This is a genomic window from Terrabacter aerolatus (assembly GCF_007991735.1).
Taxonomy (GTDB): Bacteria; Actinomycetota; Actinomycetes; order Actinomycetales; family Dermatophilaceae; genus Terrabacter; species Terrabacter aerolatus.
Genome location: NZ_BJYX01000003.1, coordinates 135,392 through 161,643, shown reverse-complemented (window position 1 = coordinate 161,643; position 26,252 = coordinate 135,392). Strand labels below are relative to the sequence as shown.

Below are 26,252 nucleotides of genomic sequence, written 5' to 3'. Positions count from 1 at the left end.
ACTCACTCACTTCTCAGGGCGTCGATGGGGGCGAGGCGGGCGGCGCGGTTGGCGGGGTAGACCCCGGCCGCGACACCGATGACGAGCGAGACGGCGAGCGCGCCGAGCGCGGCGGTCGCCGAGAGTGCGACGGGCTGTCCGAGGAGCTGGGGGAGCGTCAGGGCGCCGGCGACACCGAGTCCGACCCCGAGCACGCCCCCGACGAGTCCGAGCAGGCTCGCCTCCGTGAGGAACTGGCGCAGGATGACTCGCGGCGTCGCGCCGAGGGCCTTGCGCAGACCGATCTCCCGGACGCGCTCGGTGACGGAGACGAGCATGATGTTCATGACCCCGATCCCGCCGACGAGCAGGGAGATCGCGGCGATGCCGCCGAGCAGGACGGTGAGCGTGCGGGCCGTGCTCGTCGCGGTCTGCACGAGCGAGGCCTGGCTGCTGACCTGGAAGTCGGCCGCGGCCGGAGTCACGCCGTGCGAGGTGAGCATCGCGTTGCTCGTCTCCTGGTATGCGGCCGAGAGGTCCTGCTGGCTCGCGGCCTCGAGGTAGATCGACGAGACGGACGTGCCACCGGCGGAGAAGTCGTCGGCGAACGTCGTCGCCGGGATGACGACCTGGTCGTCCTGGTCGCCGCCGACCGTCGAGCCGGCGGTGTTGAGCTCGCCGATGACGGTCAGCTGCACGCCGCCGACCGACAGCGTCTCGCCGACGGGGGAGCGCACCCCGAAGAGCTGCTGCGCCGTCGTCGACCCGATGACCGCCACCGGGGCTGCCGCGCTCATCTCGGACGGGCTGAAGAAGCGGCCCGTGTCGGTCGAGCGGGCCCGGACGGCCGGCCACTGCGGGGTCGTCCCGACGATGCTCGTCGTCCAGTTCTGCCCGTTGGCGACGACGCTCTGCGACGAGGTCGAGACCGGCGCGACCGCTGCGACGTCGGGCACGACCTGCCGGTTGGACAGCACGGCCGCGTCGGCGGTCGTCAGGGTCGTCGCGGAGCCGCGCCCACCGCGGACACCGCCGACCTGCGTGGAGCTGCCGGGGGTGACGATGAGCAGGTTGGAGCCGAGGGCGTTGATCTGGTTGGCGACCTGGGCCTGCGCGCCCTGCCCGAGGCCGACGGTCAGCATGACGGCCGCGATGCCGATGAGGATCCCGAGCACGGTCAGCGCCGAGCGCATGCGTCGTGTGCGGATCGCGTCGTATGCCGTGCGGAGCGTCTCGGTCCACGTCACGGTCTCGTCCCTCCCGTCACGAGCTGGTCGTCGACGACCCGCCCGTCGAGGATGTGGATGACGCGCTCGGCCTGGAGGGCGACGTCGGGTTCGTGCGTGATGAGCACGACGGTGCGACCCTGCTCGTGCAGCTCGCGGAAGAGGCCGAGCACGTCCGTCGTCGAGACGGAGTCGAGGTTGCCGGTGGGCTCGTCGGCGAGGATCAGGCTGGGGTCTGTGACAAGGGCCCGCGCGACCGAGACGCGCTGCTGCTGCCCGCCGCTCAGCTCACCGGGACGGTGGTCCACCCGCTCGGACAGGCCCACGCGGCCGAGCGCCTCGAGGGCGCGAGCGCGACGTTCGGCACGGGGCACCCCGGCATACACGAGCGGCAGCTCGACGTTGCGCCACGCGGGCATGGCCGGGAGGAGGTTGAACTGCTGGAACACGAAGCCGATCCGTCGGTTCCGGATGTCGGCGAGCTGGCGTTCCTCCATGTCGCTGACGTCCTCGCCGGCCAGTCGGTAGCGCCCGCCCGAAGGGACGTCGAGGCAGCCGAGGATGTGCATGAGGGTCGACTTGCCCGAGCCGGACGGACCCATGACGGCGACGTACTCGCCCTCCTCGACCGTGAGGTCGACCCCGCGAAGGGCATCGACGGCAAGCGAGCCGCTGCGGTAGGCCTTGCCGACGTCGACGAGCTCGAGGATCGGCGTGGGTCGGCTCCCGGCGGTCGTCGTCGCGGCGTGGCCTCCGGGTTGGGCAGGACCGTCGAAGAGGTCGTCGCCGTAGAGGGGCAGCTCGGTCATGCCTCAGCCCCCGTTCCGTGTGCCGCTGCCGGCGCCGCCACCGAAGCCGCCGCCTCCGAGGCCACCGCCGCCGCCGAATCCGCCACCGCCGCCGAATCCGCCTGTCCGCGCACCGGTTCCGGCGCCTGTCCCGGCCCCGCGGGTGCCGAACGTCGTGGGCAGCACGACCTGGGCGCCGTCGGAGAGCCCGTGGGTGATCTCGGTACGGGCGCCGAAGATGCGGCCGACGGTGACCGGGGTCGTGACCTGTTGGCCACCCTGCAGCACGGCCACCGTCGTCCGGCCTCCCGAGCTGCTCAGCGCCACCGTCGGTACGGTCAGCACGTCGTCGAGCTGCTTGACGACGATGGAGACGGTGGCCGACGTGCCGGCATACAGCCCCGCCGGGGTCCCGGTGACGGCCACGGTGACCGGGAACTGCGACGTGCCGCTCGAGCTCGACGACGCGACGATGCCGATCGCCTCGACCGTGCCGAAGATCGTCGTGCGCGACCCGCTGGGCAGGATCTGGGCCTGCAGGCCCTTCTTGAGGCTCGCCAGGTCGGCGTTGGCGACCTGCGTCTGCACGATCCAGGCGTCGGTCGAGATGACCGAGACGGCCGCGGTGCTCGCCGACGACCCCGAGGCACCCGCGGCCGCGCCGGACCCCGACCCGCCGCCGGACCCCGACCCGCCGGCGCTCGCGGTGCGACCCGAGCCGGAGCCCGAGGACCCCGACCCGCCGGTGCTTGCCGAGCCGGCCGAGCCTCCGACCGTGGAGCCGACCTTGACGTTGACCGCGGCGACGACCCCGTCGATGGGGGAGGTGAGCCTGGCCTGGGAGAGGGCCTGCTGAGCCGCGACGAGCTTGGCCTGCGCAGAGGCGAGCTGGGCGTCGGCCGCCGCGATCTGGCTCGCGGAGCCGCTCGTCCCGGCCGCGGTGACCTGAGCCTGCGCCTGCGTGACGACGGCCTGCGCGAGGGTGACCTGGCTCTGGAGCGACGTCGTGTCGATCGAGGCGAGGACCTCACCCTTGCTGACGTGCTGGCCGACCTCGACCCCGACGCTGTCCACGGTGCCGGCCGAGGGGAACGACAGGTCGTCCTCGGTGGCCGGCTCGATGGTGCCGCTCGCCGACACCGTCTGCTGCACGGTCCCGTGGGTGACCGTCACGGTGCGGGGCTGCGTCTGCGCGCTCGCGGTTCCGTGGTTGACCGCGAAGGCGACCCCACCGCCTGCCAGGACGAGCGCCGCCACCGCGATGACGAGCACCCTGCGGCTGCGCCACCCCTTGCCCTGCCGTGCCCTGGCCATCTGGTCTCCGCCGTCTTCGCGATCCGATTCGTCCTGTCACGCGAGAACGTAGGTCGGCAGTCTGGAAGAAGGGGTGGCCGTTGCTATCAGGACGCTATGTGTTGTCCACGAGTCTGCTGGGTGACGTCACGTGCGCCCGTCGCGGCCATGAGGGCGGGATGGACAGGAACCGGGGACGGGCTGGCGTGATCCGTGAGCAGCCCTGTGCCCCAGAGGGTTTGACCGCCTTCATCCCATGCGTCCCGCGAATCCCGGTGGTTCCGTCGGGAAGGCCGGACGGGCGAGCGCCGCGGGGGCTAGGTTCGTGCACGTCCAACAGGGGTCACTCGACGGCCCCCTGCGGGTCGTCAAGGCTAGGAGCTGAGATGACCAGGATGATGCGTCATGCACGGCTGTTGCTGGCGGCTGGGGTCGCGGGGGCCCTGCTCGTCGGGGGACCGGCAGCAGCCGAACCGGGGGGAACGTGGTGGAGCTCGGCCGGCGGGGACCGGCAGAACACGAGGTACGCCGCCACGGAGACGAGGATCTCGCCGACGACGGTCGGTGGACTCAAGGAGAAGTGGGACCTGACGACCGGCGGCGACGTGTCGGCCACCCCCGCCGTCGACGGCACCCGGGTCTACGTCCCGGACTGGGCCGGCAACCTCTATGCCGTCAACCGGGCCACCGGCGCCGTCGTGTGGCAGCGGACGATCAGCAGCTACACCGGGATCGCCGGTGACAAGGCGAGGGCCACTCCGGCGGTGACCGACAGCACCATCGTCATCGGCACCCAGGGACCCTTCGGCGGCGGGGGCAAGGTGCTGGCGATCAACAAGGACACCGGGGCTCTGCTGTGGAGCACCCAGGCCGACAGCAACGCCGGAGCCATCATCACCCAGTCGGCCACCGTCTTCGACGGCGTGGTCTACGTCGGGGTCGCCTCGCAGGAGGAGGCCTTCTCGGCACTCACCCCCGGCTACCAGTGCTGCACCTTCCGCGGCAGCATGCTCGCCCTCGACCTCGTCACCGGCCGGATCCTCTGGAAGACCTACCTGACCCCCGAGGGCTTCCCCGGCGTCGCGGTCTGGGGCAGCTCGCCGGCGATCGACACCAAGCGCGGCTCGGTCTACATCGCGACGGGCAACAACTACGACGCTCCGCAATCGGTGCTGACCTGCGTGGCCGCCGCCGGCAGCAACGCGGATGCCCAAGCAGCGTGCCTCCCCGCCGACGACCACTTCGACTCGATCCTCGCGCTCGACCTGAGGACCGGGGCCGTCAAGTGGGCCACGCGCGCCCTGCCCTTCGACGCGTGGACCGTCTCGTGCATCTTCGGCAACCCGGCCAACTGCCCGCAGCCGTCCGGACCGGACTACGACTTCGGCCAGGCACCCGCCCTCTTCTCGGTGAGCGTCAGCGGCAAGCCGCGCGACCTCGTCGGAGCCGGCCAGAAGAGCGGCGACTACTGGGCCCTCGACGCCAGCACCGGCGCGGTGGTCTGGAAGACGACGACCGGCCCCGGTGGCACGGCCGGTGGGCTCCAGTGGGGTTCAGCGGTGGACGGCAAGCGCGTCTACACGGCCGACGCGAACAGTGATCGCAAGCCGTGGCCTGCCAGCTCGACCGACACGAGCGGCATCTGGTCGGCCCTCGACGCGGTCACGGGCGCGATCGTCTGGCAGACGCGTCCGACGTTCGGCGGTGGCACGTCCGGTCCGGCCACGACGGCCAACGGCGTCGTCTTCGGCTGCTCGCTCGACGCGCTGGGGCACATGTACGCCCTCAACGCGGCGACCGGCGTCGTGCTCTGGAGCTTCGCGAGCGGCGGATCGTGCCTCTCGGGTGCCGCGATCTCCAACGGCTCGGTCTACTGGGGCTCCGGGTACAGCAACTTCGGCTTCGGCACGCCGAACCACAAGCTGTACGCGTTCGGTCTCTGAGCTCCGCCCTCGCTCCCGTCGTGGCGACCACCACGACGGGAGCGAGGTGCTCCCGGGACGGCGGTCACGGCATACGCAGGCCGTGGTCCGGGCTCAGAAGACGATGGTGCGCCGGCCCGAGAGGAAGACGCGGGACTCCGCGTGGTCGCGGACGGCCCGCGAGAGCACCCGCCGCTCGACGTCCCGCCCGATGGCCACGAGCCGCTCGGGAGACTCGGCGTGGGTGACCCGGACGACGTCCTGCTCGATGATCGGCCCCTCGTCGAGGTCGGCCGTGACGTAGTGCGCCGAGGCGCCGATGAGCTTGACGCCCCGGTCGTGCGCCTGGTGGTAGGGCTTGGCGCCCTTGAAGCCGGGCAGGAACGAGTGGTGGATGTTGATGGCGCGTCCCTCGAGGGCGCGACACAGGTCGTCGCTGAGGATCTGCATGTAGCGCGCCAGCACGACGAGGCCGACGTCCTCCTGCTCGACGAGGCGCAGCAGCTCGGCCTCCGCCTCGGCCTTGGTGTCCTTCGTGACCGGGATGACGGAGAAGGGCAGGCCGTAGTAGTCGACGAGGCCACGGCAGTCCTCGTGGTTGCCGACGACGCCGACGATGTCGATGGGCAGGTCGCCCGACTTCCACCGGTAGAGCAGGTCGAGCAGGCAGTGGTCGAACTTGCTGACGAGGATGAGCGTCCGGCAGTGCTCGTCCTCGGGGCGCGCCGCCAGGTGGTGGTGCGCGATGGCAGGGCTGTCACGGATCGCCGACAGCACCTGCTCGACCTCGTGGGGCTCGGCGTCGAAGACGGTGCGCATGAAGAAGAGGTCGGTGTCCTCGTCGGAGTACTGCTGGTTCTCGACGATGTTGGCCGAGACCGCGAGCAGCGCCGCGGACACGGCGGCCACGATGCCGGGTCGGTCGTCGCAGGTGAGGGTCATGATGTGCCGGGCCATTGGAGCAGTCTGGACCAGCCGGGCGCGGAGGGGTGAATCGACGCGCGGGCCGTCTCGGGAGGTGGCCGTCCACATCCCCTCGGTGGTCGGGGCCGTTGTCCCCAGCGGGTGCTCGGGCGTGCGGGTGCGAGCGTGCGGCTTCCTACCGTCGGGGTATGCCGTTCCGACCCTCGCAGAGACCCCCTGACCTCGAGCGGGTGGCCCGGGTGCTCGGCGGCCGTGCGGACGGGCCGCGGGACGCGGGCCAGCGGTCGCCCCGCCCGGGGACGGCGGGAGGCGGCTGGGTGCCGCGAGCGCCGGGGCAGTGGTCGGCGCCGGGGCAGCGGTCCGAGCCGGGTGACTGGTCGGACCCGGAGGAGGACGGCGCTGCCGAGCCCGACGGGGCGCGCGACGGCGGCTCCGGTCCGGGAGAGGTCCTGGGCTCGGTCTCGGCGGCGGTGCGGCGGCTCGCGCAGCGGGCGAGCGCGGACGACGATGAGGTGGCCAGGCTCGCCGCGGACCTGCGCCGCGCCCGTCGACCGGGCGTGCTCACGGTGCCCGACGAGCTGCGGACCGGACGCCGCGCCGTGAGCAGTGCCGCGGTCGTGTCGCTGCTGGCGCTCGCGGTGGCGGTGGGGTGCGCGTTCGTGCTCCGGGTCCTGTGGGCCGAGCGATCGGCCTCCGTGCCGGACGAGCAGCCCGGAGCGTCGCGATCGGTCCAGGTCGTCGGTGGTGCGGTGGTCACGACGGCGTCGGCCCGGCCAGCGGCGACGGCGACGGGTGGTCCCGCGAGTCCTTCGGGCACGGCGGCGGCCGGGCCGACGGGCGCAGAGATCGTCGTCCACGTCGTCGGGCAGGTCGTGCGCCCGGGGCTGGTCCGGTTGCGTCAGGGAGCCCGGGTGGCCGACGCGATCGCGGCCGCGGGAGGCACGCGCCCCGGCTCGGACCTCGCCGCCCTCAACCTCGCGCGACTCGTCGTCGACGGCGAGCAGATCCACGTGCCCCGGCCGGGCGAGACTCCCGTGCCCGCGGGTGCAGCAGGGGGTGGCCCTCCCGCTGCGGGGGGCTCGGGTGCGTCCGCCGGCGGGTCGGGCGCGCCGGTGAGCCTCAACTCGGCCGACGCCACCGCTCTCGACGGTCTTCCCGGCGTGGGGCCCGTGCTCGCGCAGCGCATCATCGACTGGCGCACCGAGCACGGCCGCTTCACCTCCGTGGACGAGCTCGGCGAGGTCAGCGGCATCGGCGACAAGCTCATGGCGCAGCTGCGCCCGAAGGTGACGCTGTGAGCAGGGCGATGTCTCCGACGGCTTCGGACTCGTCACGCTCCCCGGGTTCCCCGGGCTCTCCGGTCTCTCCGGCCTCGGCGGCACGGAGGGAGCGCGAGCAGGCTCCCCGCGGACCGTCGCTCGTCGTCCTCACGGGTCGCGAGACGGTGCGCCGGGTCCGGCCCCGGTCCCCGTCCCGGCTCGACCTGCGCCTGCTCGTGCCGGTCGTGGTCGCCTGGCCTGTCACCGCCTTCTGGGGACTCGTGGCGCCGGTGTGGCTCGTGACGACCGCAGCAGCGGTTGCCCTGGCGACCGGGGTGCTGACGGCCGTCGCCGGCACGGCGCGGGATCACGGATGTCGCGGGCGCGGGCGAGTCATGCGCTCCCGGGGAGCAGCAGGTCGCGGGTCCTGGTCAGGGCACCAGGGGCTGCGGGCCGTGACATCCGCCTGCGCCCTGCTGGGGCTGCTGCTCGGGGCTGCGGCCGGCCATCGCGCCGTGCGCACCGCCGGGCCCGTCGAGTCGCTGGCGTCGGAGCGGGCCGTCGTGACCCTGGACGCCACGGTCGCGGCCGAACCGCGTGCCGTGCGGGGACCCGGACCGGCGGCCGCTGAGCACCCCCCGGCCGCCGCCATCACGGTCGTGCGCCTCGACGTGTCGCAGGTGTCCGGTCGTGGCCGCACGACGCACGTCAGTGCGCCGGTCCTCGTCATCGGTCGTGGCGCGGCCTGGTCGGCGCTGCGCTGGCACGACTCGGTGCAGCTCGTCGTGCGGCTCGGACCGGCCGAGCCCGGCGACGACGTCGTCGCCGTGGCGACGCCGAAGGGGCCGGTGCAGGTCGTCGCCGGGCCCGGTGGGGTCTTCGAGGCCGCAGATGTCGTCCGCGACCGCTTCCGCGCGGCGACCTCCGGGCTCTGGCCGGACGCCCGTGGTCTCGTCCCGGCGCTCGTCGTGGGCGACACCTCCCAGACGCCGCCGGACCTGACGGCGGTCATGCTCGCGACAGGGCTCAGCCACCTCAGCGCCGTGTCCGGCAGCAACGTGACCTTCGTCCTCGCCGCCGTGCTCTGGCTGTGCGGGCTCGTCGGCGTCCGCCGCCGCTGGCGACCGCCCGTGGCGGCGTTGGGCCTCCTCGGTTTCGTGGTCCTGGCCCGACCGGAGCCGAGTGTCGTCAGGGCGGCCGTGATGGGTCTCGTCGGACTCCTCGCCCTGTCGACCTCACGCCGACGCGCGGGGGTGCCCGCCCTGGCCGGGGCGATCGCCGTGCTGCTGGTCTGGGACCCGTGGCTCGCCCGCTCGTACGGCTTCGCCCTGTCGAGCGTCGCCACGCTCGGTCTGCTCGTCCTCGCCGGTCCGTGGGGACGCACCATCGCGCGGCGCCTGCCGGGACCGCTGAAACCCCTGGGGCCCGTCCTGGCCATCCCGGTCGCGGCCCAGGCCGTCTGTGCGCCGCTCGTCGTGCCTCTCCAGGGCAGCGTGTCGTTCGTCGCCGTCCTCGCGAACCTGCTCGCCGCCCCCTTCGTCGCGCCCACCACCCTGCTCGGGGTGGGCGTGGCCCTCGTAGCGGTCGTCTGGGTGCCGGGAGCCGCGTGGCTCGCCTGGGCGGCCGCCCTGCCGGCGCAGGCCATCGCGGTGGTGGCCCGATGGTCGGCGGACCTGCCCTTCGGCAGCATCAGCTGGGGTGACTCCGCCGGCGCCGCCGTGCTCCTCGCGGTCCTCACGGCCGGGGTCGTCGCCACGGCGCCGTGGGCCTGGCACCGCAGCCGGCACCGCCCCACGGTCGCCGTGGCGGTCGTGGTGCTGACGGCCGGCCTGGGCCTGCCGACGGCCCCCATCGCCTGGCCCCCGCCCGGCTGGGCCCTCATCGCCTGCGACGTCGGCCAGGGAGACGGCCTCGTCGTCGACAACGGCAGCGGGCACGTCGTCGTCATCGACGCCGGACCCGACCCCGAGCCGATGCGATCGTGCCTGGACCGACTCGGGGCGACGAACGTCGATCTGCTCGTCCTGACCCACTACCACGCCGACCACGTCGGCGGCCTGGCCGCGGTCCTCGAGCTCCCGGTCGCCGAGATCAGGGCCTCCCCGGTGCTCGACCCGCCTGCGGAGGCGACGCGGGTCGCCCGGCTGGCTGCGGCCGCCAGGGTCCCGATGGGTGAGCTGCGCGCGGGACAGCGAGTCACGGTGGGGTCCGTCGCGGCCGACGTCTGGTGGCCAGCACGCCGGATCGACGCCGGCTCGGTGCCCAACAACGGCTCCGTCGTGCTCACCCTGCACGTGCACGGGATGTCGATCCTGCTCGCCGGCGACATCGAGCGCGAGGCGGCCGCGCAGGTGCTCCAGGAGTCGGCGCGCGACCCCGGACGCTGGGGGCGTATCGACGTGCTCAAGGTGGCCCACCACGGCTCGAGCAACCGTGACGACCGCCTGCTCGACCGAGTCGCGGGGCGTCTGGCAGTCATCAGCGTCGGGGAGGGCAACGACTACGGCCATCCCGCACCCGCGACGTTGACGGCGTTGCAGGAGAGAGGTTTCGAGATCCACCGCACCGACCTCGAGGGCGACGTCGCCGTGGTCGCCGACGGGGGTCAGGTGCGGGCGGTGGGGCGTTGACCGCGTGCCGCCGCGAGCCTGCTCAGGCGGGGTTGGTCGGCTCCGACGGATCGACGGGAGCGTCCTCGGGACCGGCCGGGGCGCGCTGCACCTCGTCGTCGGCACCCTCGTCAGGAGCCGAGCTGCCGAGCTGGAAGTCGGCGAAGTCGAAGCCGGGGGAGACGAGGCAGCTGACGAGGGCATCGGCCGACCCCGGGAGCGTGCGCTGCCAGACGTGGGCCGGTACGACGGCCTGGCTCTCCTCGGCCGCTGCCAGGTCGACGCCGATCACGACCCTGCGCGCCGCACCGTCGGCGGGTGGACGCCCCGCGTCGCCTCCCAGCTCGAGCACGACAGAGCCGGTGTGCGCCAACCAGACCTCGTCGGAGGCGACCCGGTGCCACGCGGACGACTCGCCGGCGGGCAGCAGGAAGTGGATGAGGGTGGCCGTCGCGCGGACCCGACCGTCGGGGAGGGTGACGGCCTCCGGTGAGACCCACGTCTGGCGGTACCAGCCACCCTCGGGGTGTGGCTGCAGGTCGAGGAGCTCGGCGAGAGGCGGACGCATGCCGCCCATCATCCCTGACCCGCAGCGGGTGTCGTCAGTCCCGCTCGACCGACGGGTCGGCGGGCTTCGGTGGCCACGGGAAGAAGCCGCTCGTGCGGCGCACGTAGTCGGCGTAGTCCGGGCGGCGGTCACCGATGTCCTTCTCGAGCAGCTTCTTGCCGGTGCCGCCGTAGAGGTTCCACACCATGACGGCCGGCGAGAGGATCGTCAGCACGCCGGGCCACGCGCTCGCCGCGACGAGGAAGAGCCCCGTCCAGACGCTCGCGTCGCCGAAGTAGTTCGGGTGCCGGGTGTAGCGCCACAGCCCCGTGTCGAGCACGGTGCCCTTGTTGGCGGGGTCGTTGCGGAAGCGCGTCAGCTGCAGGTCACCGACCGACTCGAAGAAGAAGCCGACGGCCCACACGACGACCCCGAGCCACAGCACCCAGCCGATGCCGCCCTCGACGAACATCGCGATCTGGACCGGCAGCGAGACGAACCACATGATGAGGCCCTGCGGCAGGTAGATGTGCAGCACGGCGTACGCGTTCGGGTTGCCGTCGGCGCGCTCGAGCATCGCCTCGTAGCGCGGGTCCTCACCCTTGCCCCGCGACCGGCTGAAGATGTGTCCCGCCAGGCGCAGCCCCCAGAGGGCGGTGAGCACGAGGGCGAGCCAGCGGCGCAGCCCGTCGCCGTGACCGCCACTCGTGACGAAGGCCGTGAGGGCGATGGCGACGAAGCCCAGCCCCCACGTCACGTCGATGACGGCCTGCTTGCCGACCCGTAGGGCCACCGCGAAGGTGACGGCGAGGACGACGACGACGGCCAGAGCGGTGAGCAGCAGGGTGCGCCCGAACGCCCCGCCGTCGAAACCCGCGGCCTCGGCCGCCGGAGCCACGACGGGGGCGACGGTCGTCCAGACCGACGTCACGGTGGTCACCAGGCCCGGACGGGCGGCATACCGCTGCGGCCGTCGGCCGTCGGCTTGACGGCGAGGATCTGGTCGACACCCATGCGGCCCTCCTCGAAGGCGAGCGCGCCGCCGACGAGGTAGAGGCGCCACACGCGCCCGACCTCCTCGCCGACCATCTCGACGACCTTGTCCCAGTTCGCCTCGAACGTGTCGTACCAGGCGTTGACGGTCCACACGTAGTGCTCGCGCAGCGCGTGCACGTCACGGACCTCGAGCCCGGCCTGCTCGATGAGGTCGACGGTCTCGCCGACGGGACGCATGTGCATGTCGGGCGCGATGAAGGCCTCGATGAAGGGGCCTCCGCCGGGACGGGTCGTGCGCGACATCTGCTGGATCAGGGCGCGGCCGCCCGGTCGGAGCAGCCGGCGGATCTGCCCGGTGAACGTGGGGTAGTTCTTCTGCCCGACGTGCTCGCCCATCTCGATCGAGGAGATGGTGTCGAAGGGTCCGTCCGGCACCTCGCGGTAGTCCTGGAGCCGGATCTCGACGCGGTCCTGGAGGCCGCGCTCGCGGATTCGCTCGTCGATGAACGCCTTCTGCTCGCTCGAGATGGTGACGCCGACGACGCGGGCGCCGAACTTCTCGGCGGCGTGGAGCGACAGCGAGCCCCAGCCGCAGCCGATGTCGAGGTGGCGGCTGCCGGGCTCGATGCCGAGCTTGCGGCACACGAGGTCGAGCTTGTCGCGCTGCGAGTCCTCGACGGTGTAGCCGGACTCCGTGCTCGTCCAGTAGCCGCACGAGTAGGCCATGTGCGGGTCGAGGATGAGCGAGTAGAACTCGTTGGAGAGGTTGTAGTGGTGCTCGATGGCGCTGCGGTCGCGGGTCTTGGTGTGGAGCCGGCCACGCAGGCGGGCCTGCGAGACGGGCGGCTCCGGCGGCAGGCCGACGACGCCGAGGTCGAAGGCCGTTCGGATGCCGTTCTTCGCGACGGCGGCCACGGTGCCGGCCGACGGTCGGCCGCCCGTGAGCGTGCGGGCCGTCGACCAGACGCGCCGGAAGCCCTCGAGCAGGTCGCCCTCCACGTCGAGCTCGCCGGTGACGTAGGCCTGCGCGAGGCCGAGCTCGCCGGGATGGCGCACGAGTCGGCGCAGGGCGGCGGGGTCGCGCAGGACGACGGTGGGGGCGTCGGCCGGCCCGGCGACGGTGCCGTCCCACGCCTTGAGGCGCACGGGGAGCTGCCCGCCGAAGAGCGGCTCGACGACGGCCGCCAGCCGGGCGGCGATGCCGTTCGGGCGGGAGGACGCCGCGGAGGGGGCGGGAGCGTCGGGGCGGTCGTCGGTCATGGTCATCGGGGTGGCCTCTCGTTGGGGTCGACTCGAGATGATTCGGTGCCGGCCGCGCGTCGGATGGGAGGGCGCAACGCACCCTCATGGAGATACCCCCACCGACCCCTCCCGTCTCGCGTCACCGGCGGCGACGAGTCCGTCGGGCCCGAGCACCGCCGCGCCGACCCCGCCGAAGTACATGTGCGGACCCGGGAACCGGTGCGACGGCAGGCCGCTCGCCTCGACGGCTGCCGCGATGTCGTCCGAGGGCTCGTGCTCGACGCGCGGGGAGCCGTCCTCCGGGAAGCTCACGTGCAGCCGTGGCGCGTCGATCGAGTGCTGGAGGTCGTCCCCGCGCAGGAGCCCTCGGCCGAGCACCTGCATGAGGGCCGTCGTGATCCGGTCGGCGCCGGGAGAGCCCACCGCGAGCGCGGTGCCGGCGGAGCTCCGTCCGGTCGTCGGTGCCATGTTCGAGGCGAGCCGCGTGCCCGGTGGCACGGCGTGGATGCCGAGCCGGTTGAGCTCCGGTTCACCGAGGGCGTTGTTGAGCAGGATGCCGGTTCCGGGGACGACCATGCCGGCCCCGTATCCGCACGACATCGTGATCGCACAGGCGTTCCCGTGCTCGTCCACGGCCGAGACGTGCGCGGTGGACGCCGAGGTGGGCAGCCCTGCCAGCCCGTGCCGCTCCACCGCCTCGAGGAGGGCGTGGCCGTCGGCGTCGAGGTCGCGGGACCGGTCGTGGACGGAGAGGCGGTAGGCCAGTACCCGGCGCTGGATCTCGATGACCTCGGTCCAGGTCCAGTCCTCGTGGCGCGCCAGCTGACCGAGCATGGCCGCGAGCATCGGGCCGCCCACGGACGGGGGCGGGTTGAGGGCGATGGTCCACGTACCGACGGTCCGTATCGTCGGTTCACGCACGATGGGCTCGTATGCCGTGAGGTCGGCCGCCGTGATGAGGCCGCCGTTCGCGGCCATGTCCTCGACGAGCACGCGTCCGACGGCTCCGGTCGTGAAGAGCGAGGCCCCTTGTGCTGCAAGGAGGTCGAGGATGTCGGCGAGGTCGACGTTGAGGGAGGTCTCACCCGGCTCGAGCGGCCCACCGTCGGCCCCGGTCACGAGCGCGTGGGCCTCCGGGTCGTACCCGAAGAGCGTGTCCCGCACGATACCGAGGTAGAGGGCGGCGGCCGCGCCGATCCGGTAGCCCTCACGGCAGATGCGGGCCGAGGGCTCCACGAGCCGCCGCCAGGGCACGGTGCCGAATCGGTCCCGGGCGGCCGAGAGCGCTTGCACCGCACCGGAGTTCGCGACCGCCGCGTGTCCCGCCCCGATGGTCACGCCGCCGCCGTAGGTGGTCGGGACCTGTCGCACGCCGTGACCGAAGGCCGACGGGTCCAGCCCCCGGCCCGGCATCTCGACGTTGCCGTCGATGACAACGGGGTCCTCGCCCGCGAGCCACACGTTGACGAACGCACCACCCATCAGGCTGACGACCCCGGGCTCGGTGCTCATGGCGGCCAAGGACGCGGCGATCGCCGCGTCGACGGCGTTCCCGCCCTCGGCCGCCACCTCGAGCCCCGCCTGCAGGGCCGCCGGACCCGGCGCGGCGAGCGCCACCCGGTTCACGAGGTCGCTCTGCCGCTGGAGTGGTACTCCGCGTTGGGCACGAAGCCCAGAGCCGTCGACACGCGGTTCGTGAGGTTGAACATCCCGACGACCTGGACGAGCTCGACCACCTGGTGGTCATCGAGCCCGGCGGCTCGCAGCGGAGCGAGGTCGGCCTCCGTGACCTCGGCGGGACGGAGGGTCAGCCGTTCGGCGTACGAGGCCATCGCGTACTCCCGCTCGGCGAGCCCCGCCTGTCGCCAGTTCGAGGCGACGAGGTCAGCGGTCTCGGGGTCCGACGTGTGCTCCCGGAGGGCCGCGCCGTGGCTCACCTCGCAGTACGTGCAGCGGTTGACGCTGCTGACGACGACGGCGAGGAGCTCGCGGTCGGCGTTGCTCAGGTGGCCCTCCTTGTTGACGAGGAGGTTGAAGTAGCCCCACCACGCGAGGAACTGCTCGCCGTTGACCGCTTGGGCCCGGAAGACGTTGGGCACGAACCCGAAGGCCTCCTGCGCCTTGTCCCAGAGGCGGCTCACGCCCTCCGGGACGTCGTCGCGCTCGGGCACGGGCAGGTAGGAGATGCGCTGGCGGTCACCCATGAGGCCACCGTATGCCGGGTGGGTGCCGCGCGCCCGTGGCGCGCCGCCCACGGACGACCGGCCGTCAGGCCTCCCCGCCCACGAGGTGGGCGGGGGAGACGCCGGGGTCGGCCCCGGCCGCCTCGCACAGGGCGTCGAGGGCGGCGGCGACGGCCGGCACCCGCAGCAGGTCCGGCGTCGTGACCGCGAGGATCTGGCGGCGCGAGGCGGGGGAGAGCGGCAGCGTCGCGACCTCGTCGTGCTTGGCGGCGTTGAGGATGAGGTCGGGCACGAGGGCGACGCCGAGCCCGGCCGTGACGAGCCCGAGCTGGGCGACGTAGTCCTCGGTCTCGAACGCGACGTTGGGCCGGAAGCCGGCCGTGTCGGCGAGGGCGAGCAGGTGACCGCGACAGCGGGGACAGCCGGCGATCCACTCCTCGCCCGAGAAGTCGGCCAGCGTCGCGGCCTCGTCCTCCGCGTGCGGGTGCGTGCGGGGCACGACGAGCCGGACCTCGTCGTCCAGGAGACGGCGGGTGACGAGCAGCGAGAGGTCCTCCTCGAGCTCCCCGAGGTCACCGCCCTCGTAGGCGAACGCGACGGCGACGTCGCAGTCGCCCCGACGCAGGGCGGCCAGGGACTCCGGCGGCTCGGCCTCGGTGAAGGTCACGGTGATGTCGGGGTGGCGAGCCTTGAGGATGGCGAGCGTCCGCGGCACGAGGGTGGCCGAGGAGCTGGGGAAGGCCTGCAGGCGCACCCGACCGGCGCGCAGGCCGGCGATCGCCGTGATCTCCTCCTCCGCCGCGTCGAGTGCCGCGAGGACGCCGACGGCGTGGCGGGCCAGCACCTGACCGGCCTCGGTGAGCCGGACCTGTCGGCCGTAGCGCTCGACGAGGACGGTCCCGGTGCGCTGCTCGAGCCGGCGGACCATCTGGGAGATGGCCGGCTGGGTGAAGCCGAGCGCGTTGGCGGCGCTCGTGAAGCTTCCCTCGTCGGCAATGGCCTTCATGACCCGCAGGCCGGCAGCATCGATCATGGACCAATCATAACGGGTGATTATGGAAACGGCTCTCAACCGGCTGCTCGAAAGGGGTCGGCGCGTGACCCGTAGGCTGGAAGGGTGCAGCAGCCGAACGGCATACCCCCGCAGTCGACCGCGACGACACGGCTCTCCACGACGCGCACCCTGCCCCTCGAGACGCACGACCTCGGCACGTTCGACGACCTCGTCGACCTCGTCAGCGGTGGCGGCGTCGTGGTCCTCTCCGGGGCCGGCCTCTCGACGGAGTCGGGCATCCCCGACTACCGGGGACCGGACGGGACGCGCCGAGTCGAGCCGATGACGTACGGGGAGTTCGCCGGGTCGAGCGCGGCCCGGCGCCGCTACTGGGCACGGAGCTACATCGGTTGGCAGCGGTTCAACGCGGCCGAACCCAACGAGGGCCACCGCGTCGTCACCGACCTGCAGCGCGCGGGCTACGTCGGGCCGGTCATCACCCAGAACGTCGACGGCCTGCACCAGGCTGCCGGCGCGACGGACGTCATCGAGCTGCACGGCTCGCTCGACCGGGCCGTCTGTCTCAACTGTGGTGAGTACACCACGCGAGTCGGTCTGCACGAGAGGATGACCGAGGCGAACCCCGGCTTCATGGAGCGCTTCGCGCAGATGGCCCACGCCGTCGGCTCGCAGTGGGGGGAGCAGGTCCGACCCGACGGCGACATCGTGCTCGCGGACGCCCTCGTCGAGTCCTTCCACGCCCCACGCTGCCTCGTCTGCGGCCACGACACCGTCAAGCCCGACGTCGTCTTCTTCGGTGAGTCGGTGCCCAAGTCCGTGGTCGAGCAGTGCTTCTCGCTCGTCGAGACGGCCGGCGCCGTTCTCGTGCTCGGCTCGTCGCTGTCGGTCATGAGCGGCTACCGGTTCGTCCGCCGCGCCCACCAGCGCGACGTGCCGGTCGCCATCGTGACGCGGTCGGCGACGCGCGGGGATGCCGAGGCGACCCTGCGCCTGCACGCCCCGCTCGGCCCGACCCTGACCGGACTCCGAACCGCGCTGGGCCACTGAGGGAGGTCGCGGAGGGCGGCGCGGCCCGTCGGTGCCGCTACTCGACGACCGACCGCGTCGCGCGCGCCTCGACCCCGTCGGAGGCGCGGAGGTCCCACAGCTCCTTGGTCTGCACGCCCCAGTAGGCGGCAAAGAGCACGATGACGATGACCTCGGCGATGAGCACGAGGTGGTCGAAGCCGTGCACCCTCAGGGCGGCCACGACCGTCACACCGAGGGCTGCCGCCAGCGCCAGGGCGATGGCGATGTAGAGCCGCTTGTAGACCGTGCCCTCGTCGGCGCCCCGGTGGCGTTCCTCGGCCCGCAGCGCGCTGAGCACCATGACGGCGATAACCCCGGCCACCATGGTGCCGGCAGCGATGTCGTGGCTGAGGGCGATGAACCGGTCGGGCAGCGCGAGGAAGAGGACGAGCTCGCCCAGCAGGACCGCCCCGCAGGCGACGGTGACGAGCACCGATCGCACCGACGGCCGTTCCGAGGAGCTGCGCGTCGTCGCGCCGCGCTTGAGCCAGGCGGTCACGGCCGCCGAGAGCACCGCCACGACAACCAACGACCAGATGTTGTTGCGCACGGCAGCGGCGATCTCGGCCGGGGTCTGGCTGTAGGCGTTGGGACCGCACCGGTCGTCCGGGACGGTCGGCACGAAGGCGACGACGAAGGCCATGAGCCCGGAGAAGCCCAGCAGCACGTCCTCCTCGGGAGAGTGCCCCTTGTAGGCGACGAGGCTGGCCCCGAGCGCGCACAGCGAACCGACGAAGACGGCGCGCGCGGGCGTGTAGTAGTACGCGCTGATCGACCCGAGCCAGCACGAGTGGCCCGTCTCCCACCACCACTGGTAGCCGACCGAGAGCAGCAGCAGGAGCAGCAGCGCGATCATCGCCCCGCGCAGGTAGCGGTAGGTGAGCACGACGTCCCGGGTGCGCGACGTCGGCAGCGACGGGTCCGAGGGCAGGTCCGAGGGCAGGTCCGACGTCAGGGGCATCGATGGGCCTCAGAGACGGCGCAGGACCGCGGTGACCTTGCCGAGGATCGTGGCGTCGTCGCCGTCGATGGGGGAGAAGTCGGGGTTGTGCGGCATGAGCCAGACGTGGCCGTCCTTGCGCTTGAACGTCTTGACGGTCGCCTCGTTGTCGAGCATCGCCGCGACGACGTCGCCGTTGTCGGCGTGCTGCTGCTGGCGCACGACGACCCAGTCGCCGTCACAGATCGCGGCCTCGACCATCGAGTCGCCGTTGACCTTGAGCAGGAAGAGGTCGCCCTCGCCCACGAGCTGCTTGGGCAGCGGGAAGACGTCGTCGACGACCTCCTCGGCCGTGATCGGGACGCCGGCCGCGATCTGGCCCAGCACCGGCACGTAGGACGCCTCGGGCCGGGCGTCACCCGAGTCGGTCTCGGTGTCGTACTGGTCCCCGCGCGGACGCAGCGGGGTGGCGTCGCCCCCGCGGTAGCCGAGCTCCTCCGCCTTCGCGTCGGGGGAGACGACCTCGAGGGCCCGCGGCCGGTTGGGGTCGCGTCGCAGGTAGCCCTTGGCGACGAGCGCGTTGAGCTGGTGGGAGACGCTCGAGGGGCTGGCCAGGCCGACCGCGTCGCCGATCTCGCGCATGCTCGGCGGGTAGCCGCGGCGGTCGACGGAGTTGCGGATGACCTCGAGCACCCTCCGCTGGCGGACGGTCAGGCCGTCGCCGGTCTCGCGGTCGGGAAGCTCGGTCACGCCCATGGTGTCCCCTTCGTCGGCTCGTCAGGCCGCGCTGTGACGCCGGGTGGGAGGCCAGTGTCGGTGGTGGCTGATGAGGTCTGTGGTGTGAGGAAAGACTACGGAGTTCGAACACAGTTGCCAAACACCTGTTCGAGGCGTGTCTCGACTTCATCGAACATACGTGCTATAACTCGTACAGACGTTCTATCGAACATGTGTTCGCCAGTTCTGGAGCAAGGGGAGGTCACCATGAGCGCCATCGTCCTCGAGGCCGTTCGTCACCAGCAGGCCGAGGAGCCCACGCGGTCGCCGTCGACCGGTCGGCCACGTCTCGTCCTCGTGCCCACGGGGGCCGACGCCGCGCGGGCCGCCCGCGCAGCTCGTGCCGCGCAGCCTCCGCTGCGCCTGACCCGGTTCGGACGGCTCGTCGTGTCCCTGCTCGTCGCTGCCGTCGTCTCCGTCCTGGGGGTGGGTCTGGCCGGCCAGCTCGCCTCGGCCACGGGCGAGCCACGCACCGTCACGGTGCGCGCGGGTCAGACGCTGTCCGGGGTCGCCGCCCACGAGCTGCCGGAGCTGACCACCGCCGAGGGCGTCGTCGAGCTCCAGGTCGCCAACGCGCTGAGCAGCACCGCCATCCACACCGGCCAGAAGCTCGTCATCCCGGCTCGCTGAGCTCGCCGGTCCACGGTCCCGGTCGACCGTGTATGCCGTGTTTCGGCTCCCTGTCCACCCTCCCTCGATCTGCCGCGTTGGCTCCACCTTCAGCGGCTGGCGGTAGCGGCGCTTCGACCCCGCCGTTCCTGCCCCGAACGCCGCACCCCTGACCGGGGTGCGGCGTTCTGGCGTTCTGGCGTCCTGGCGCCCTGAGCGGCCAGGGACCGGGTGTTCCGGTTTCCCTTGGGGCGCAGCGGTGCCCGATCAGCTCCTGTGGATGACGTCGGTGGCCCGCCCGTCGCCCGGCCTAGCGTGGCTGTCCTCGGGAAGGGAGAGGACATGCGCTACGACGTGGACACGGCGACGCTGCGCGACGACGTCGCCTCGATGACGGAGGCCGTGCTGCGGGTGCAGGGGCTCGGGGTGGCCGGCGAGCTGGAGCCGATCGCCGGTGCGCTGCCCGGAGCCCGGGTCGCACCCGGGCTGCGTGAGATCTCGGCCCTCTGGGACGCGCGCCTGTCGGCGACGCGCCGCGAGCTGCAGCAGCTGGGCCGCTCGCTCGAGGCGGCGGCGGACGCCTATGACGCCGTCGACGACCGTGTTCGGGACAGCGTCGGGCGATCGTCCGGGGCCTCCCGATGACCGTCGGGGGCATCTCGTCGGCCGTGTCGGTGCGCGATATCCGCTCGACCCGCCCGCAGGTGCTTGCTGCCGTCGGCCGCGGGCTCGAGGACCGTCGCCGACGGGTGCTGGTGGTCGCGGAGTTGGTGCTGTGGCGCCGCTCAGCCGCCCCACGGTGGTCGGGGGCGGCCTCCTCCGCCGCGGCGGACCGCTACGGCCTCGTGGTGGCAGGGCTCGGTGGGCTCGCGGCGAGCATCGCCGTCGCGGGGCAGGCGGTGGGGCGCGCGGCGGGGCGCATGCAGGCGGCGATCGACCTCGTCGGCTGTGCCGACCGGCGCGCCGCCGACGAGGGTGCATGGGTCGACGGCGAGGGGCGGCTGTTCCTGCCCGTGCGCGCGGCGCTCGGCGAGCCCGCGCTCGAGGCCCATCGTGCCCGCCTCGACGACCTCCTCCGAACCGAGGTGCATGCGTGCCTGGCGCAGGCGTGCCGGGCCGCCTCCGAGACCCACGAGGAGCTGCTGCGCGACCTCCTGTCCTCGGCACGTGGTGCGACGGCCGGCGTGATGGGTCCGTCGGGCACGGGGACCCTGCCCCCGGCTCCGCCCCGACCGAACGGGGCCGGCGCAGGCGGAGCGGTCTTCGCCTCTGCGGCGTGGTGGCGGTCGCTGACCGACGAGGAACGCCGGACGGTGATCCGGGAGCGGCCCGAGTGGGTGGGGCCACGTGACGGTGTGCCGGCGGAGGCGCGCCACGAGGCCAACCTCGAGCTGCTCGCGCGGGCCGAGGCGGTCGCCGGGGAGCGGGCGCACGCGGCGCAGCGGTCGATCGGCCTCGCCGGCCTCGCAGAGCGTCGCCGTGCCGACGAGCACCTCGCAGCCCTCCGGGCTGTCCGAGACGTCGTGGCGCGGCGTGACGGCGGCGAGCGGCGGCTGCTGCTCGTCGACGCGAGCGGCCCCGATGTCAAGGCGGTCGTCGCGGTCGGGGACGTGGACCGCGCAGAGCACGTCGTGACGTTCGTCGGAGGGCTGTCCACCATGGTCGGCACCGACCTGCGCCGCTACGACGACACCTTCGTGCGCATGCGTTCCGAGGCGCGGGCGGTCGCCTCCGGGCACGACGTCGCCGTCGTGACGTGGATGGGCTACGACGCGCCACAGGTCCGGGAGATCGTCACCTCCGTCGACCGCAACGTCCTGAACGCCAAGCTCGCTCGGGACAACGCCGCTGCTCTGGCCGACTTCACGACCGGTCTCGAGGCGGCGCGTGACCGACCGGCGCACCAGACCGTCTGGGCTCACTCCTACGGGGCGCTGCTGGCGGGGTTCGCCTCGCTCCGCACGAGTGCCGTCGACGACGTCGCGGTGTTCGGCGCTCCGGCGCTGCCCTTCTCCGACGTCTCGGCGACCGCGCTCAAGCCCGGTGCGCTCAACGTGCTCGGGGCCCTGGGCGACGACGTCTTCGACTACGGGTGGGCCGTGCACGGCACCCCGTCCGGAGCGGTCGTCGGTGCCACACGCCTGTCGACCTTCGCACTGAAGGAGGCAGGCGCGGGGTGCAACCACTGGCTGCGACCGCGGTCCGACTTCGTGGACGTCGGTCGCACGTCCACCGGCCACTCCGACTACCTGCGCGAGGGCACCGACAGCAGGCGCAACCTCACCGCCATCGCTGCCGGCCGGCCCGACCTCCGCGTCCTCCAGGGCGCCGACGAGCGGGCCTGCACGACCATTGGCCCCAGCGCGGGGACCGATCCCCTGAGGTTCCCGCGGATGGTCCCCTGAGCCACGCCTCCGAGCCCGCCGTCCACGCGTCCCCGAGCTGCCGCTCGGCAGTCCTCGGACGTCTCACGCCCGGGGGCCGGCTGCCGTCAGTCGCGCTCCGGGCCCGGTCCGTCGGGAGAGTCCGGGCGCGTCCCCTCGTCCTCGACGACCTCCGCCGGGAGCTCGAACCAGACGACGGTTCCCGGGCCGTCTGCCGACCGGATCCCGATCGCGCCGCCGTGCGCCTCGATGATCCTCTTGACGGTGGCGAGGCCGATGCCGCTGCCGTCGACCGAGGTCTCGACCCGGTTGAACAGCTCGAACACCCGGTCGCGGTCCGCGGCCGAGATGCCGATGCCGTTGTCGTGCACCTCGACGCGCCAGCTGTCACCGCAGTGCTCGGAGGACACGCGGACGGACGGGGCGACGTCGGGACGTGCGTACTTCACGGCATTCGAGACGAGGTTGAGCAGGACCGAGTAGAGCTGCTGCTCGTCCGCGGGGAGCGTGGGCAACCCGCCCGAGACGACGGTGGCCCCTCGCGCTTCGAGCGTGGGCGCGAGGTCCTCCAGCACCGAGGCCAGCACCGCTGCGAGGTCCGTGTCGGTCCGGTGGAGCTCCGCGCCGACCTTGGCGTGGGCGAGGATCTGCTCGATCATCCCGGCCATCCGCGTCGCGGACCGATGGGCCGTCGCGACGAGACGCTCGGACCAGGCGTTACCGGTGACCCCCGGCTGCTGACCGAGCATCTCGGTGCTCGCCATGATCGCGGTGAGAGGGGTGCGCAGGTCGTGGCTCACCTGGCCGGCGAAGACCGACAGTGCCTCGTTGGAGCGGTGGAGCTCGTCCTTCGTCTGCGTCAGGGCGTGCAGGGAGTCCTCCAGCTCACGGGTGCGCAGGCGCAGCTCGAGCACGTCGACGACGCGCTCGGCGATCGCGACGAGGGCTGCCTCCTGGGCTTCGAGGAGCTCTCGGGGTTGTGGGTCGAAGACGCACAGACGGCCGATGATGACCCCGTCCGGAGTCGTGAGGGGCGCCGACGCATAGAAGCGAACGTTGCCGAGGATCCCCGTCACGAAGGGGTTCTCCCGGAACCGCGCGTCGAGACTGGCGTCCGCGACGACGACCCGGTCGGTGTGGTCGAGCACGGCGGCGCACATCGAGTCCTCACGCGCGCAGATCGATGCGGCGAAGCCGGTCGTGGCGATCTGCCGCTGCTGGGTCGCCGTGATGATGTTGATCGCGGCCCGGGGGACGGCGCACACCTGGGCGGCGATGTCGACGAGCGCCTGGAGCTCACGTTGCGGTGGGTCGTCGCCCAGCACGCCGTAGTCGGCCAGCGCGTCGTCGCGTCGGCGGGCCGTCTCGAGGACCTCTGATGCTGATGTCCGGATTGTCACGATAGGAAGACTCTGTCATGGAGCTGCCGTGGGCAAGGACCCGGACCGGCGCATCTCGATGACGGAGACGCCGGGGGACTTATACAAGAAGCCTTGTCGGACTCGTGCTGTCGGCCGAGACTGCATGCATGCCTCGACGCCGTGCCTCCGAGCGCCACCTGCCCACGAGCCCCGTCACGACCGGCGAGGTCGGTGGTGAGACGGGCAACGCCCTGCTCGACGTGCTCACCGCCTTCCACCACCCGACGCGGCGATGGCTCTGCGAGCTGCTGGCGGTCGAAGGGCCTGCCACCGTGGGCATGCTGGCTCGGCGGACCGACCTCGCCGTCGGCTCGGTGAGCCACCATCTCGGCACCCTGCACCGCCACGGCTTCGTCGAGCCCGCACCCGAGCTGGCCCGAGACACGAGGGAGAGCTGGTGGCGCAGCCGCCCACGGCAGGTGTCGTGGGAGTCCACCGACTACGGCGATGGGACCGTCGCGCGCCGGATCGCCGCGACGGCGGAGGCGGAGAACTTCCGTCACCACGTGCGCGCCGTGCAGCGGTGGCTCGCCGAGGGAGAGTCCGCGGCGCCGGAGGTGCGGCGCGCCGCGGTGGCGACGGACACGCTCATGGCCGCCACCGTCGAGCAGATGGCCGAGCTCAGCCGTCGCTTCACCGAGCTCGTCGTCGAGTGGAGCGAGGAGTGCCGGGCCGACGCGGGAGTGCATCCCGGAGCGGAGCGCCTGCCGGTCCGGGTGTCCGCCCGGGTCTTCCCCAGCGGGCCGGTGAAGCCGTGAGCGCCGAGCCCGACACCGCGACGGCCTCGGCCGGTCCCCTCGCGCACCCGACCCTGGTGGGCGAGTCGCCGCCGCGTCTGGGCCGGGACCGCATGGTGCAGGCCTGGGTTGCCACGATGGCCGTGTCGTGGTTCGGCGACGCCGTGTGGACGGTGGCGCTCGCCTGGACCGCGGTGCACACGCTGTCACCGGCGATGGCCGGGCTCGTGCTCGGCGCCGAGATGCTCCCGCAGGCCGTCTTCGTGCTCGTCGGTGGAGTCATCGCCGACCGCTGGGACACCAGGAGGATCCTCGTCACGGGACGGCTGGTCCAGGGACTCGTCCTGGTCGGGGGCGCGCTCGCGTGGTCGGCCGGGGTGCGCGGCGCGCCCCTCCTGCTGTCCATGGGGGTGGTGCTCGGGACCGCGACGGGGCTCACCCTCCCGGCCTCCGCCACGCTCTCCCGGCAGCTCGTCCGCTCGAGCGACCTGGCGACCGTGAGTGGCTGGAGCCAGATCGGGGGCCGGCTGGCGCGCCTCCTCGGTGCTCCCGCGGGTGGGATGGCCGTCGCCGTGGCAGGCCCCTCAGGGGCCATGCTCGCGAATGCCGTCACGTTCGTCGCGGTCGCGGCCGTCCTCACGTTCGTCGTGCGCCCTCGCTACCGCATGCCGAGAACGCCGCACTCGTCGTGGGTCTCGAGCCTGCGCGACGGCGCGGCCTACCTGCGTCGGGACGAGTCGGCACGGTTGCTGGTGCTGGGGCTCGCTGCCCTCAACGTCTTCGTCTCGCCCGTCATCGCCCTCGGGGTCGCGCTGCGCGTCAGCGGCTCCGGGTGGGGGCCGGCCTGGTTGGGGGCGGCCGAGGCGGCCTTCGCGACCGGCGCCATCGCGGGGAGCGTCCTCGCGATCCGCTGGCGCGTCGCCCGGCCTGCGCAGGCGGGCTTCACCGTGCTCGTCGGGCAGGGCCTGTGCCTCGCGGCCACGGGGATCGGGTCACGGGTGACCCTGATCGCCGCCATGGCCCTCGTCGGGGTCGCTGCGGGTTCGGCGTCGGTCTGGCTCTCCGGGACCTACCAGCGCACCGTGGCGCCGAGCCACCTCGGGCGGGTCTCCTCGGTGTCCAGCCTCGGGGACATGGCACTGGTGCCCCTCGCGATCCCGGCGTTCGGGGCGCTCGCCGCCGGGTCCTCGGTGCTCGCGGCGGCGTGCGTCTACGGCGCGGCGATGGCAGCCCTCTGCCTGTGGTTCGCGACCCGTCCCGGGATCGCCCGGCTCCGCTGACCCGGGTCGTGCGCGCGCCCCGGTGTCGCGAGCACGCGGCATACGCGAGGTCGTCGGACCCGAGACCCGCACAGCGGTAGATGGGGGATCGCCGAGACGTGCCCACCCCAACATGTGGGGGTCCGGCGACGGCGACACGCCCGGTGCGGATGGGACTCGAGTGGCATTTGTGCAGGTCAGCGGCCCGACGCGCCGGATCCGTCGCGTGTGCTTGCGATCAGGGTCACACCATGCCTACAGTTACCCCTACATCTAGTAGTTACACAGATGTAAGACGTCCACATGTAGTCCCCAGCCAAACGGGGGTTACCCACAGGTCATCCCCACGTCGTCCCCAGATCCGTCCCCAGACCCGCCCGGTCCCACGAACACCGGTCGGCCGGGGACCTCGGTCGCGGGCGGCGGCCGGGACGGCCGCATCTCGTCGGAACGACTGGGTCTCGGGAAGGGAAGGTGAGCAGACGTGCACTGTCCGTTCTGTCGCCACACCGACTCGCGGGTCATCGACTCGCGCACGACCGACGACGGCGCGTGCATCCGCCGCCGCCGCCAGTGTCCCGAGTGCAACCGCCGCTTCACCACGCTCGAGACCTCGAGCCTCAACGTGATCAAGCGGTCCGGCGCCTCCGAGCCGTTCAGCCGGGCCAAGGTCCTCACCGGTGTGCGCAAGTCATGCCAGGGACGTCCGGTCAGCGAGGACGACCTCGCCCTTCTCGCGCAGAAGGTCGAGGAGACCATCAGGTCGCAGGGAAACGCCGAGATCGAGGCGCACGAGGTCGGCATGGCCGTCCTCGAACCGCTCCGCGAGCTCGACGAGGTCGCATACCTCAGGTTCGCCAGTGTCTACCAGGCGTGGGAGAGCCTCGAGGACTTCGAGGGAGCCATCGCGCTCCTTCGAGCCGAGCGCGACGCGCTGGGGGAGGAGCCCACCGCTCCCACCCCGCTCGACGCCCAGCGGTAACCACCCTCCACGCACCACCGGAGCACCCGCCCACTGTCGGTGCTCCACGCAAGACTCATCCCCAGCAGCAGATTCGGTCAGGGAGGCCGCAC

General features: G+C 72.7%; 23 protein-coding genes. 10 read left to right on the top strand and 13 right to left on the bottom strand.

Features of this window, described 5'->3' with window-relative positions; all coding sequences use genetic code 11:
• Positions 1-2: 2 nt before the first annotated feature.
• From TAE01_RS04545 to TAE01_RS04535, 3 genes are read right to left on the bottom strand one after another with little or no spacing between them, the layout of a single operon-like run.
• Positions 3-1,226, bottom strand: a complete 1,224-nt coding sequence (locus TAE01_RS04545) for an ABC transporter permease (protein ID WP_147063870.1) — start codon at positions 1,224-1,226, stop codon at positions 3-5.
• Positions 1,223-2,014 carry an ABC transporter ATP-binding protein gene (locus tag TAE01_RS04540; protein ID WP_147063868.1) on the bottom strand — a complete coding sequence of 264 codons (792 nt, stop codon included), beginning with the start codon at positions 2,012-2,014 and terminating at the stop codon, positions 1,223-1,225. Before TAE01_RS04540 ends, TAE01_RS04545 begins: the two co-directional genes overlap by 4 nt.
• A gap of 3 nt (positions 2,015-2,017) precedes the next feature.
• Complete coding sequence (locus TAE01_RS04535) at positions 2,018-3,307, bottom strand: efflux RND transporter periplasmic adaptor subunit (RefSeq protein ID WP_147063866.1); 1,290 nt, start codon at positions 3,305-3,307, stop codon at positions 2,018-2,020.
• Positions 3,308-3,672: 365 nt separating this feature from the next.
• Here TAE01_RS04535 and TAE01_RS04530 point away from each other — a divergent pair, with 365 nt between their 5' ends.
• Positions 3,673-5,229, top strand: a complete 1,557-nt coding sequence (locus TAE01_RS04530; protein ID WP_246111133.1) for an outer membrane protein assembly factor BamB family protein — start codon at positions 3,673-3,675, stop codon at positions 5,227-5,229.
• 93 nt (positions 5,230-5,322) lie between these two features.
• Here the strand turns inward: TAE01_RS04530 and purU are convergent, their stop codons facing one another.
• Positions 5,323-6,165, bottom strand: a complete 843-nt coding sequence (purU, locus tag TAE01_RS04525) for a formyltetrahydrofolate deformylase (protein WP_147063864.1) — start codon at positions 6,163-6,165, stop codon at positions 5,323-5,325.
• A gap of 155 nt (positions 6,166-6,320) precedes the next feature.
• Here purU and TAE01_RS04520 point away from each other — a divergent pair, with 155 nt between their 5' ends.
• Positions 6,321-7,430, top strand: coding sequence for a helix-hairpin-helix domain-containing protein (locus tag TAE01_RS04520; protein ID WP_222594059.1), 1,110 nt, complete (start codon positions 6,321-6,323; stop codon positions 7,428-7,430).
• Positions 7,431-7,438: 8 nt separating this feature from the next.
• Positions 7,439-10,021 (top strand): ComEC/Rec2 family competence protein, encoded by a 2,583-nt coding sequence (locus TAE01_RS04515; RefSeq protein WP_147063862.1) that lies wholly within the window; start codon positions 7,439-7,441, stop codon positions 10,019-10,021.
• A gap of 22 nt (positions 10,022-10,043) precedes the next feature.
• Here TAE01_RS04515 and TAE01_RS04510 read toward each other — a convergent pair whose 3' ends face one another.
• The 6 genes from TAE01_RS04510 to TAE01_RS04485 form a co-directional block, all read right to left on the bottom strand.
• Positions 10,044-10,568: a cupin domain-containing protein gene (locus TAE01_RS04510; protein WP_147063860.1), complete on the bottom strand. Its 525-nt coding sequence runs from the start codon at positions 10,566-10,568 to the stop codon at positions 10,044-10,046.
• Positions 10,569-10,602: 34 nt separating this feature from the next.
• Entirely contained in the window at positions 10,603-11,478 is an 876-nt protein-coding gene (locus TAE01_RS04505; RefSeq protein WP_307723821.1) for a DUF1295 domain-containing protein, read from the bottom strand.
• 5 nt (positions 11,479-11,483) lie between these two features.
• A complete protein-coding gene (locus TAE01_RS04500; protein ID WP_371860824.1) occupies positions 11,484-12,809 on the bottom strand; it encodes a class I SAM-dependent methyltransferase in 1,326 nt (441 codons plus the stop codon).
• A gap of 78 nt (positions 12,810-12,887) precedes the next feature.
• A complete protein-coding gene (locus tag TAE01_RS04495) occupies positions 12,888-14,411 on the bottom strand; it encodes a gamma-glutamyltransferase (RefSeq protein WP_147063858.1) in 1,524 nt (507 codons plus the stop codon).
• On the bottom strand, positions 14,408-14,989 hold the full coding sequence (locus TAE01_RS04490; protein WP_147063856.1) for a peroxidase-related enzyme: 582 nt from the start codon (positions 14,987-14,989) through the stop codon (positions 14,408-14,410). The genes TAE01_RS04495 and TAE01_RS04490 overlap by 4 nt, the downstream gene beginning before the upstream one ends.
• 64 nt (positions 14,990-15,053) lie before the next feature.
• A complete protein-coding gene (locus tag TAE01_RS04485; protein WP_147063854.1) occupies positions 15,054-16,001 on the bottom strand; it encodes a LysR family transcriptional regulator in 948 nt (315 codons plus the stop codon).
• An 84-nt stretch (positions 16,002-16,085) separates the two neighbouring features.
• Between TAE01_RS04485 and TAE01_RS04480 the strand changes: the two genes are divergently transcribed.
• On the top strand, positions 16,086-17,030 hold the full coding sequence (locus TAE01_RS04480; protein ID WP_147063852.1) for a Sir2 family NAD-dependent protein deacetylase: 945 nt from the start codon (positions 16,086-16,088) through the stop codon (positions 17,028-17,030).
• Between the two features lie 37 nt (positions 17,031-17,067).
• On the opposite strand, the gene TAE01_RS04475 is transcribed toward TAE01_RS04480, so the two are convergent.
• Together TAE01_RS04475 and lexA are read right to left on the bottom strand one after the other, a co-directional pair.
• Complete coding sequence (locus tag TAE01_RS04475) at positions 17,068-18,012, bottom strand: hypothetical protein (RefSeq protein ID WP_147063850.1); 945 nt, start codon at positions 18,010-18,012, stop codon at positions 17,068-17,070.
• Between the two features lie 9 nt (positions 18,013-18,021).
• On the bottom strand, positions 18,022-18,747 hold the full coding sequence (gene lexA / locus TAE01_RS04470; protein ID WP_147063849.1) for a transcriptional repressor LexA: 726 nt from the start codon (positions 18,745-18,747) through the stop codon (positions 18,022-18,024).
• Between the two features lie 228 nt (positions 18,748-18,975).
• Here lexA and TAE01_RS04465 point away from each other — a divergent pair, with 228 nt between their 5' ends.
• From TAE01_RS04465 to TAE01_RS04455, 3 genes are all read left to right on the top strand, one after another.
• Positions 18,976-19,398, top strand: a complete 423-nt coding sequence (locus TAE01_RS04465) for a LysM peptidoglycan-binding domain-containing protein (RefSeq protein WP_147063846.1) — start codon at positions 18,976-18,978, stop codon at positions 19,396-19,398.
• A gap of 321 nt (positions 19,399-19,719) precedes the next feature.
• Positions 19,720-20,022: a hypothetical protein gene (locus tag TAE01_RS04460; protein ID WP_147063844.1), complete on the top strand. Its 303-nt coding sequence runs from the start codon at positions 19,720-19,722 to the stop codon at positions 20,020-20,022.
• On the top strand, positions 20,019-21,782 hold the full coding sequence (locus TAE01_RS04455) for an alpha/beta hydrolase (protein WP_147063842.1): 1,764 nt from the start codon (positions 20,019-20,021) through the stop codon (positions 21,780-21,782). The genes TAE01_RS04460 and TAE01_RS04455 overlap by 4 nt, the downstream gene beginning before the upstream one ends.
• Positions 21,783-21,868: 86 nt before the next feature.
• Here TAE01_RS04455 and TAE01_RS04450 read toward each other — a convergent pair whose 3' ends face one another.
• Positions 21,869-23,161 carry a sensor histidine kinase gene (locus tag TAE01_RS04450; RefSeq protein ID WP_147063840.1) on the bottom strand — a complete coding sequence of 431 codons (1,293 nt, stop codon included), beginning with the start codon at positions 23,159-23,161 and terminating at the stop codon, positions 21,869-21,871.
• Between the two features lie 128 nt (positions 23,162-23,289).
• On the opposite strand from TAE01_RS04450, the gene TAE01_RS04445 reads away from it, so the two are divergent.
• From TAE01_RS04445 to nrdR, 3 genes are all read left to right on the top strand, one after another.
• Positions 23,290-23,940, top strand: a complete 651-nt coding sequence (locus TAE01_RS04445) for an ArsR/SmtB family transcription factor (RefSeq protein ID WP_147063838.1) — start codon at positions 23,290-23,292, stop codon at positions 23,938-23,940.
• A complete protein-coding gene (locus tag TAE01_RS04440) occupies positions 23,937-25,199 on the top strand; it encodes an MFS transporter (RefSeq protein ID WP_147063836.1) in 1,263 nt (420 codons plus the stop codon). Before TAE01_RS04445 ends, TAE01_RS04440 begins: the two co-directional genes overlap by 4 nt.
• 463 nt (positions 25,200-25,662) lie before the next feature.
• Positions 25,663-26,160: a transcriptional regulator NrdR gene (nrdR, locus tag TAE01_RS04435; protein ID WP_147063834.1), complete on the top strand. Its 498-nt coding sequence runs from the start codon at positions 25,663-25,665 to the stop codon at positions 26,158-26,160.
• Positions 26,161-26,252 lie beyond the last annotated feature (92 nt).

What these genes read in the sequence shown, in the direction of transcription:
- TAE01_RS04515 (WP_147063862.1), top strand. Translation starts at nt 7,439, where the DNA reads ATGTCTCCGACGGCTTCGGACTCGTCACGCTCCCCGGGTTCCCCGGGC.
- TAE01_RS04460 (WP_147063844.1), top strand. Translation starts at nt 19,720, where the DNA reads ATGCGCTACGACGTGGACACGGCGACGCTGCGCGACGACGTCGCCTCG.
- TAE01_RS04500 (WP_371860824.1), bottom strand. Translation starts at nt 12,809, where the DNA reads ATGACCATGACCGACGACCGCCCCGACGCTCCCGCCCCCTCCGCGGCG.
- TAE01_RS04490 (WP_147063856.1), bottom strand. Translation starts at nt 14,989, where the DNA reads ATGGGTGACCGCCAGCGCATCTCCTACCTGCCCGTGCCCGAGCGCGAC.
- TAE01_RS04540 (WP_147063868.1), bottom strand. Translation starts at nt 2,014, where the DNA reads ATGACCGAGCTGCCCCTCTACGGCGACGACCTCTTCGACGGTCCTGCC.
- TAE01_RS04465 (WP_147063846.1), top strand. Translation starts at nt 18,976, where the DNA reads ATGAGCGCCATCGTCCTCGAGGCCGTTCGTCACCAGCAGGCCGAGGAG.
- TAE01_RS04520 (WP_222594059.1), top strand. Translation starts at nt 6,321, where the DNA reads ATGCCGTTCCGACCCTCGCAGAGACCCCCTGACCTCGAGCGGGTGGCC.
- TAE01_RS04475 (WP_147063850.1), bottom strand. Translation starts at nt 18,012, where the DNA reads ATGCCCCTGACGTCGGACCTGCCCTCGGACCTGCCCTCGGACCCGTCG.
- purU (WP_147063864.1), bottom strand. Translation starts at nt 6,165, where the DNA reads ATGGCCCGGCACATCATGACCCTCACCTGCGACGACCGACCCGGCATC.
- lexA (WP_147063849.1), bottom strand. Translation starts at nt 18,747, where the DNA reads ATGGGCGTGACCGAGCTTCCCGACCGCGAGACCGGCGACGGCCTGACC.
- TAE01_RS04455 (WP_147063842.1), top strand. Translation starts at nt 20,019, where the DNA reads ATGACCGTCGGGGGCATCTCGTCGGCCGTGTCGGTGCGCGATATCCGC.
- TAE01_RS04445 (WP_147063838.1), top strand. Translation starts at nt 23,290, where the DNA reads ATGCCTCGACGCCGTGCCTCCGAGCGCCACCTGCCCACGAGCCCCGTC.
- TAE01_RS04530 (WP_246111133.1), top strand. Translation starts at nt 3,673, where the DNA reads ATGACCAGGATGATGCGTCATGCACGGCTGTTGCTGGCGGCTGGGGTC.
- TAE01_RS04535 (WP_147063866.1), bottom strand. Translation starts at nt 3,307, where the DNA reads ATGGCCAGGGCACGGCAGGGCAAGGGGTGGCGCAGCCGCAGGGTGCTC.
- TAE01_RS04510 (WP_147063860.1), bottom strand. Translation starts at nt 10,568, where the DNA reads ATGCGTCCGCCTCTCGCCGAGCTCCTCGACCTGCAGCCACACCCCGAG.
- TAE01_RS04485 (WP_147063854.1), bottom strand. Translation starts at nt 16,001, where the DNA reads ATGATCGATGCTGCCGGCCTGCGGGTCATGAAGGCCATTGCCGACGAG.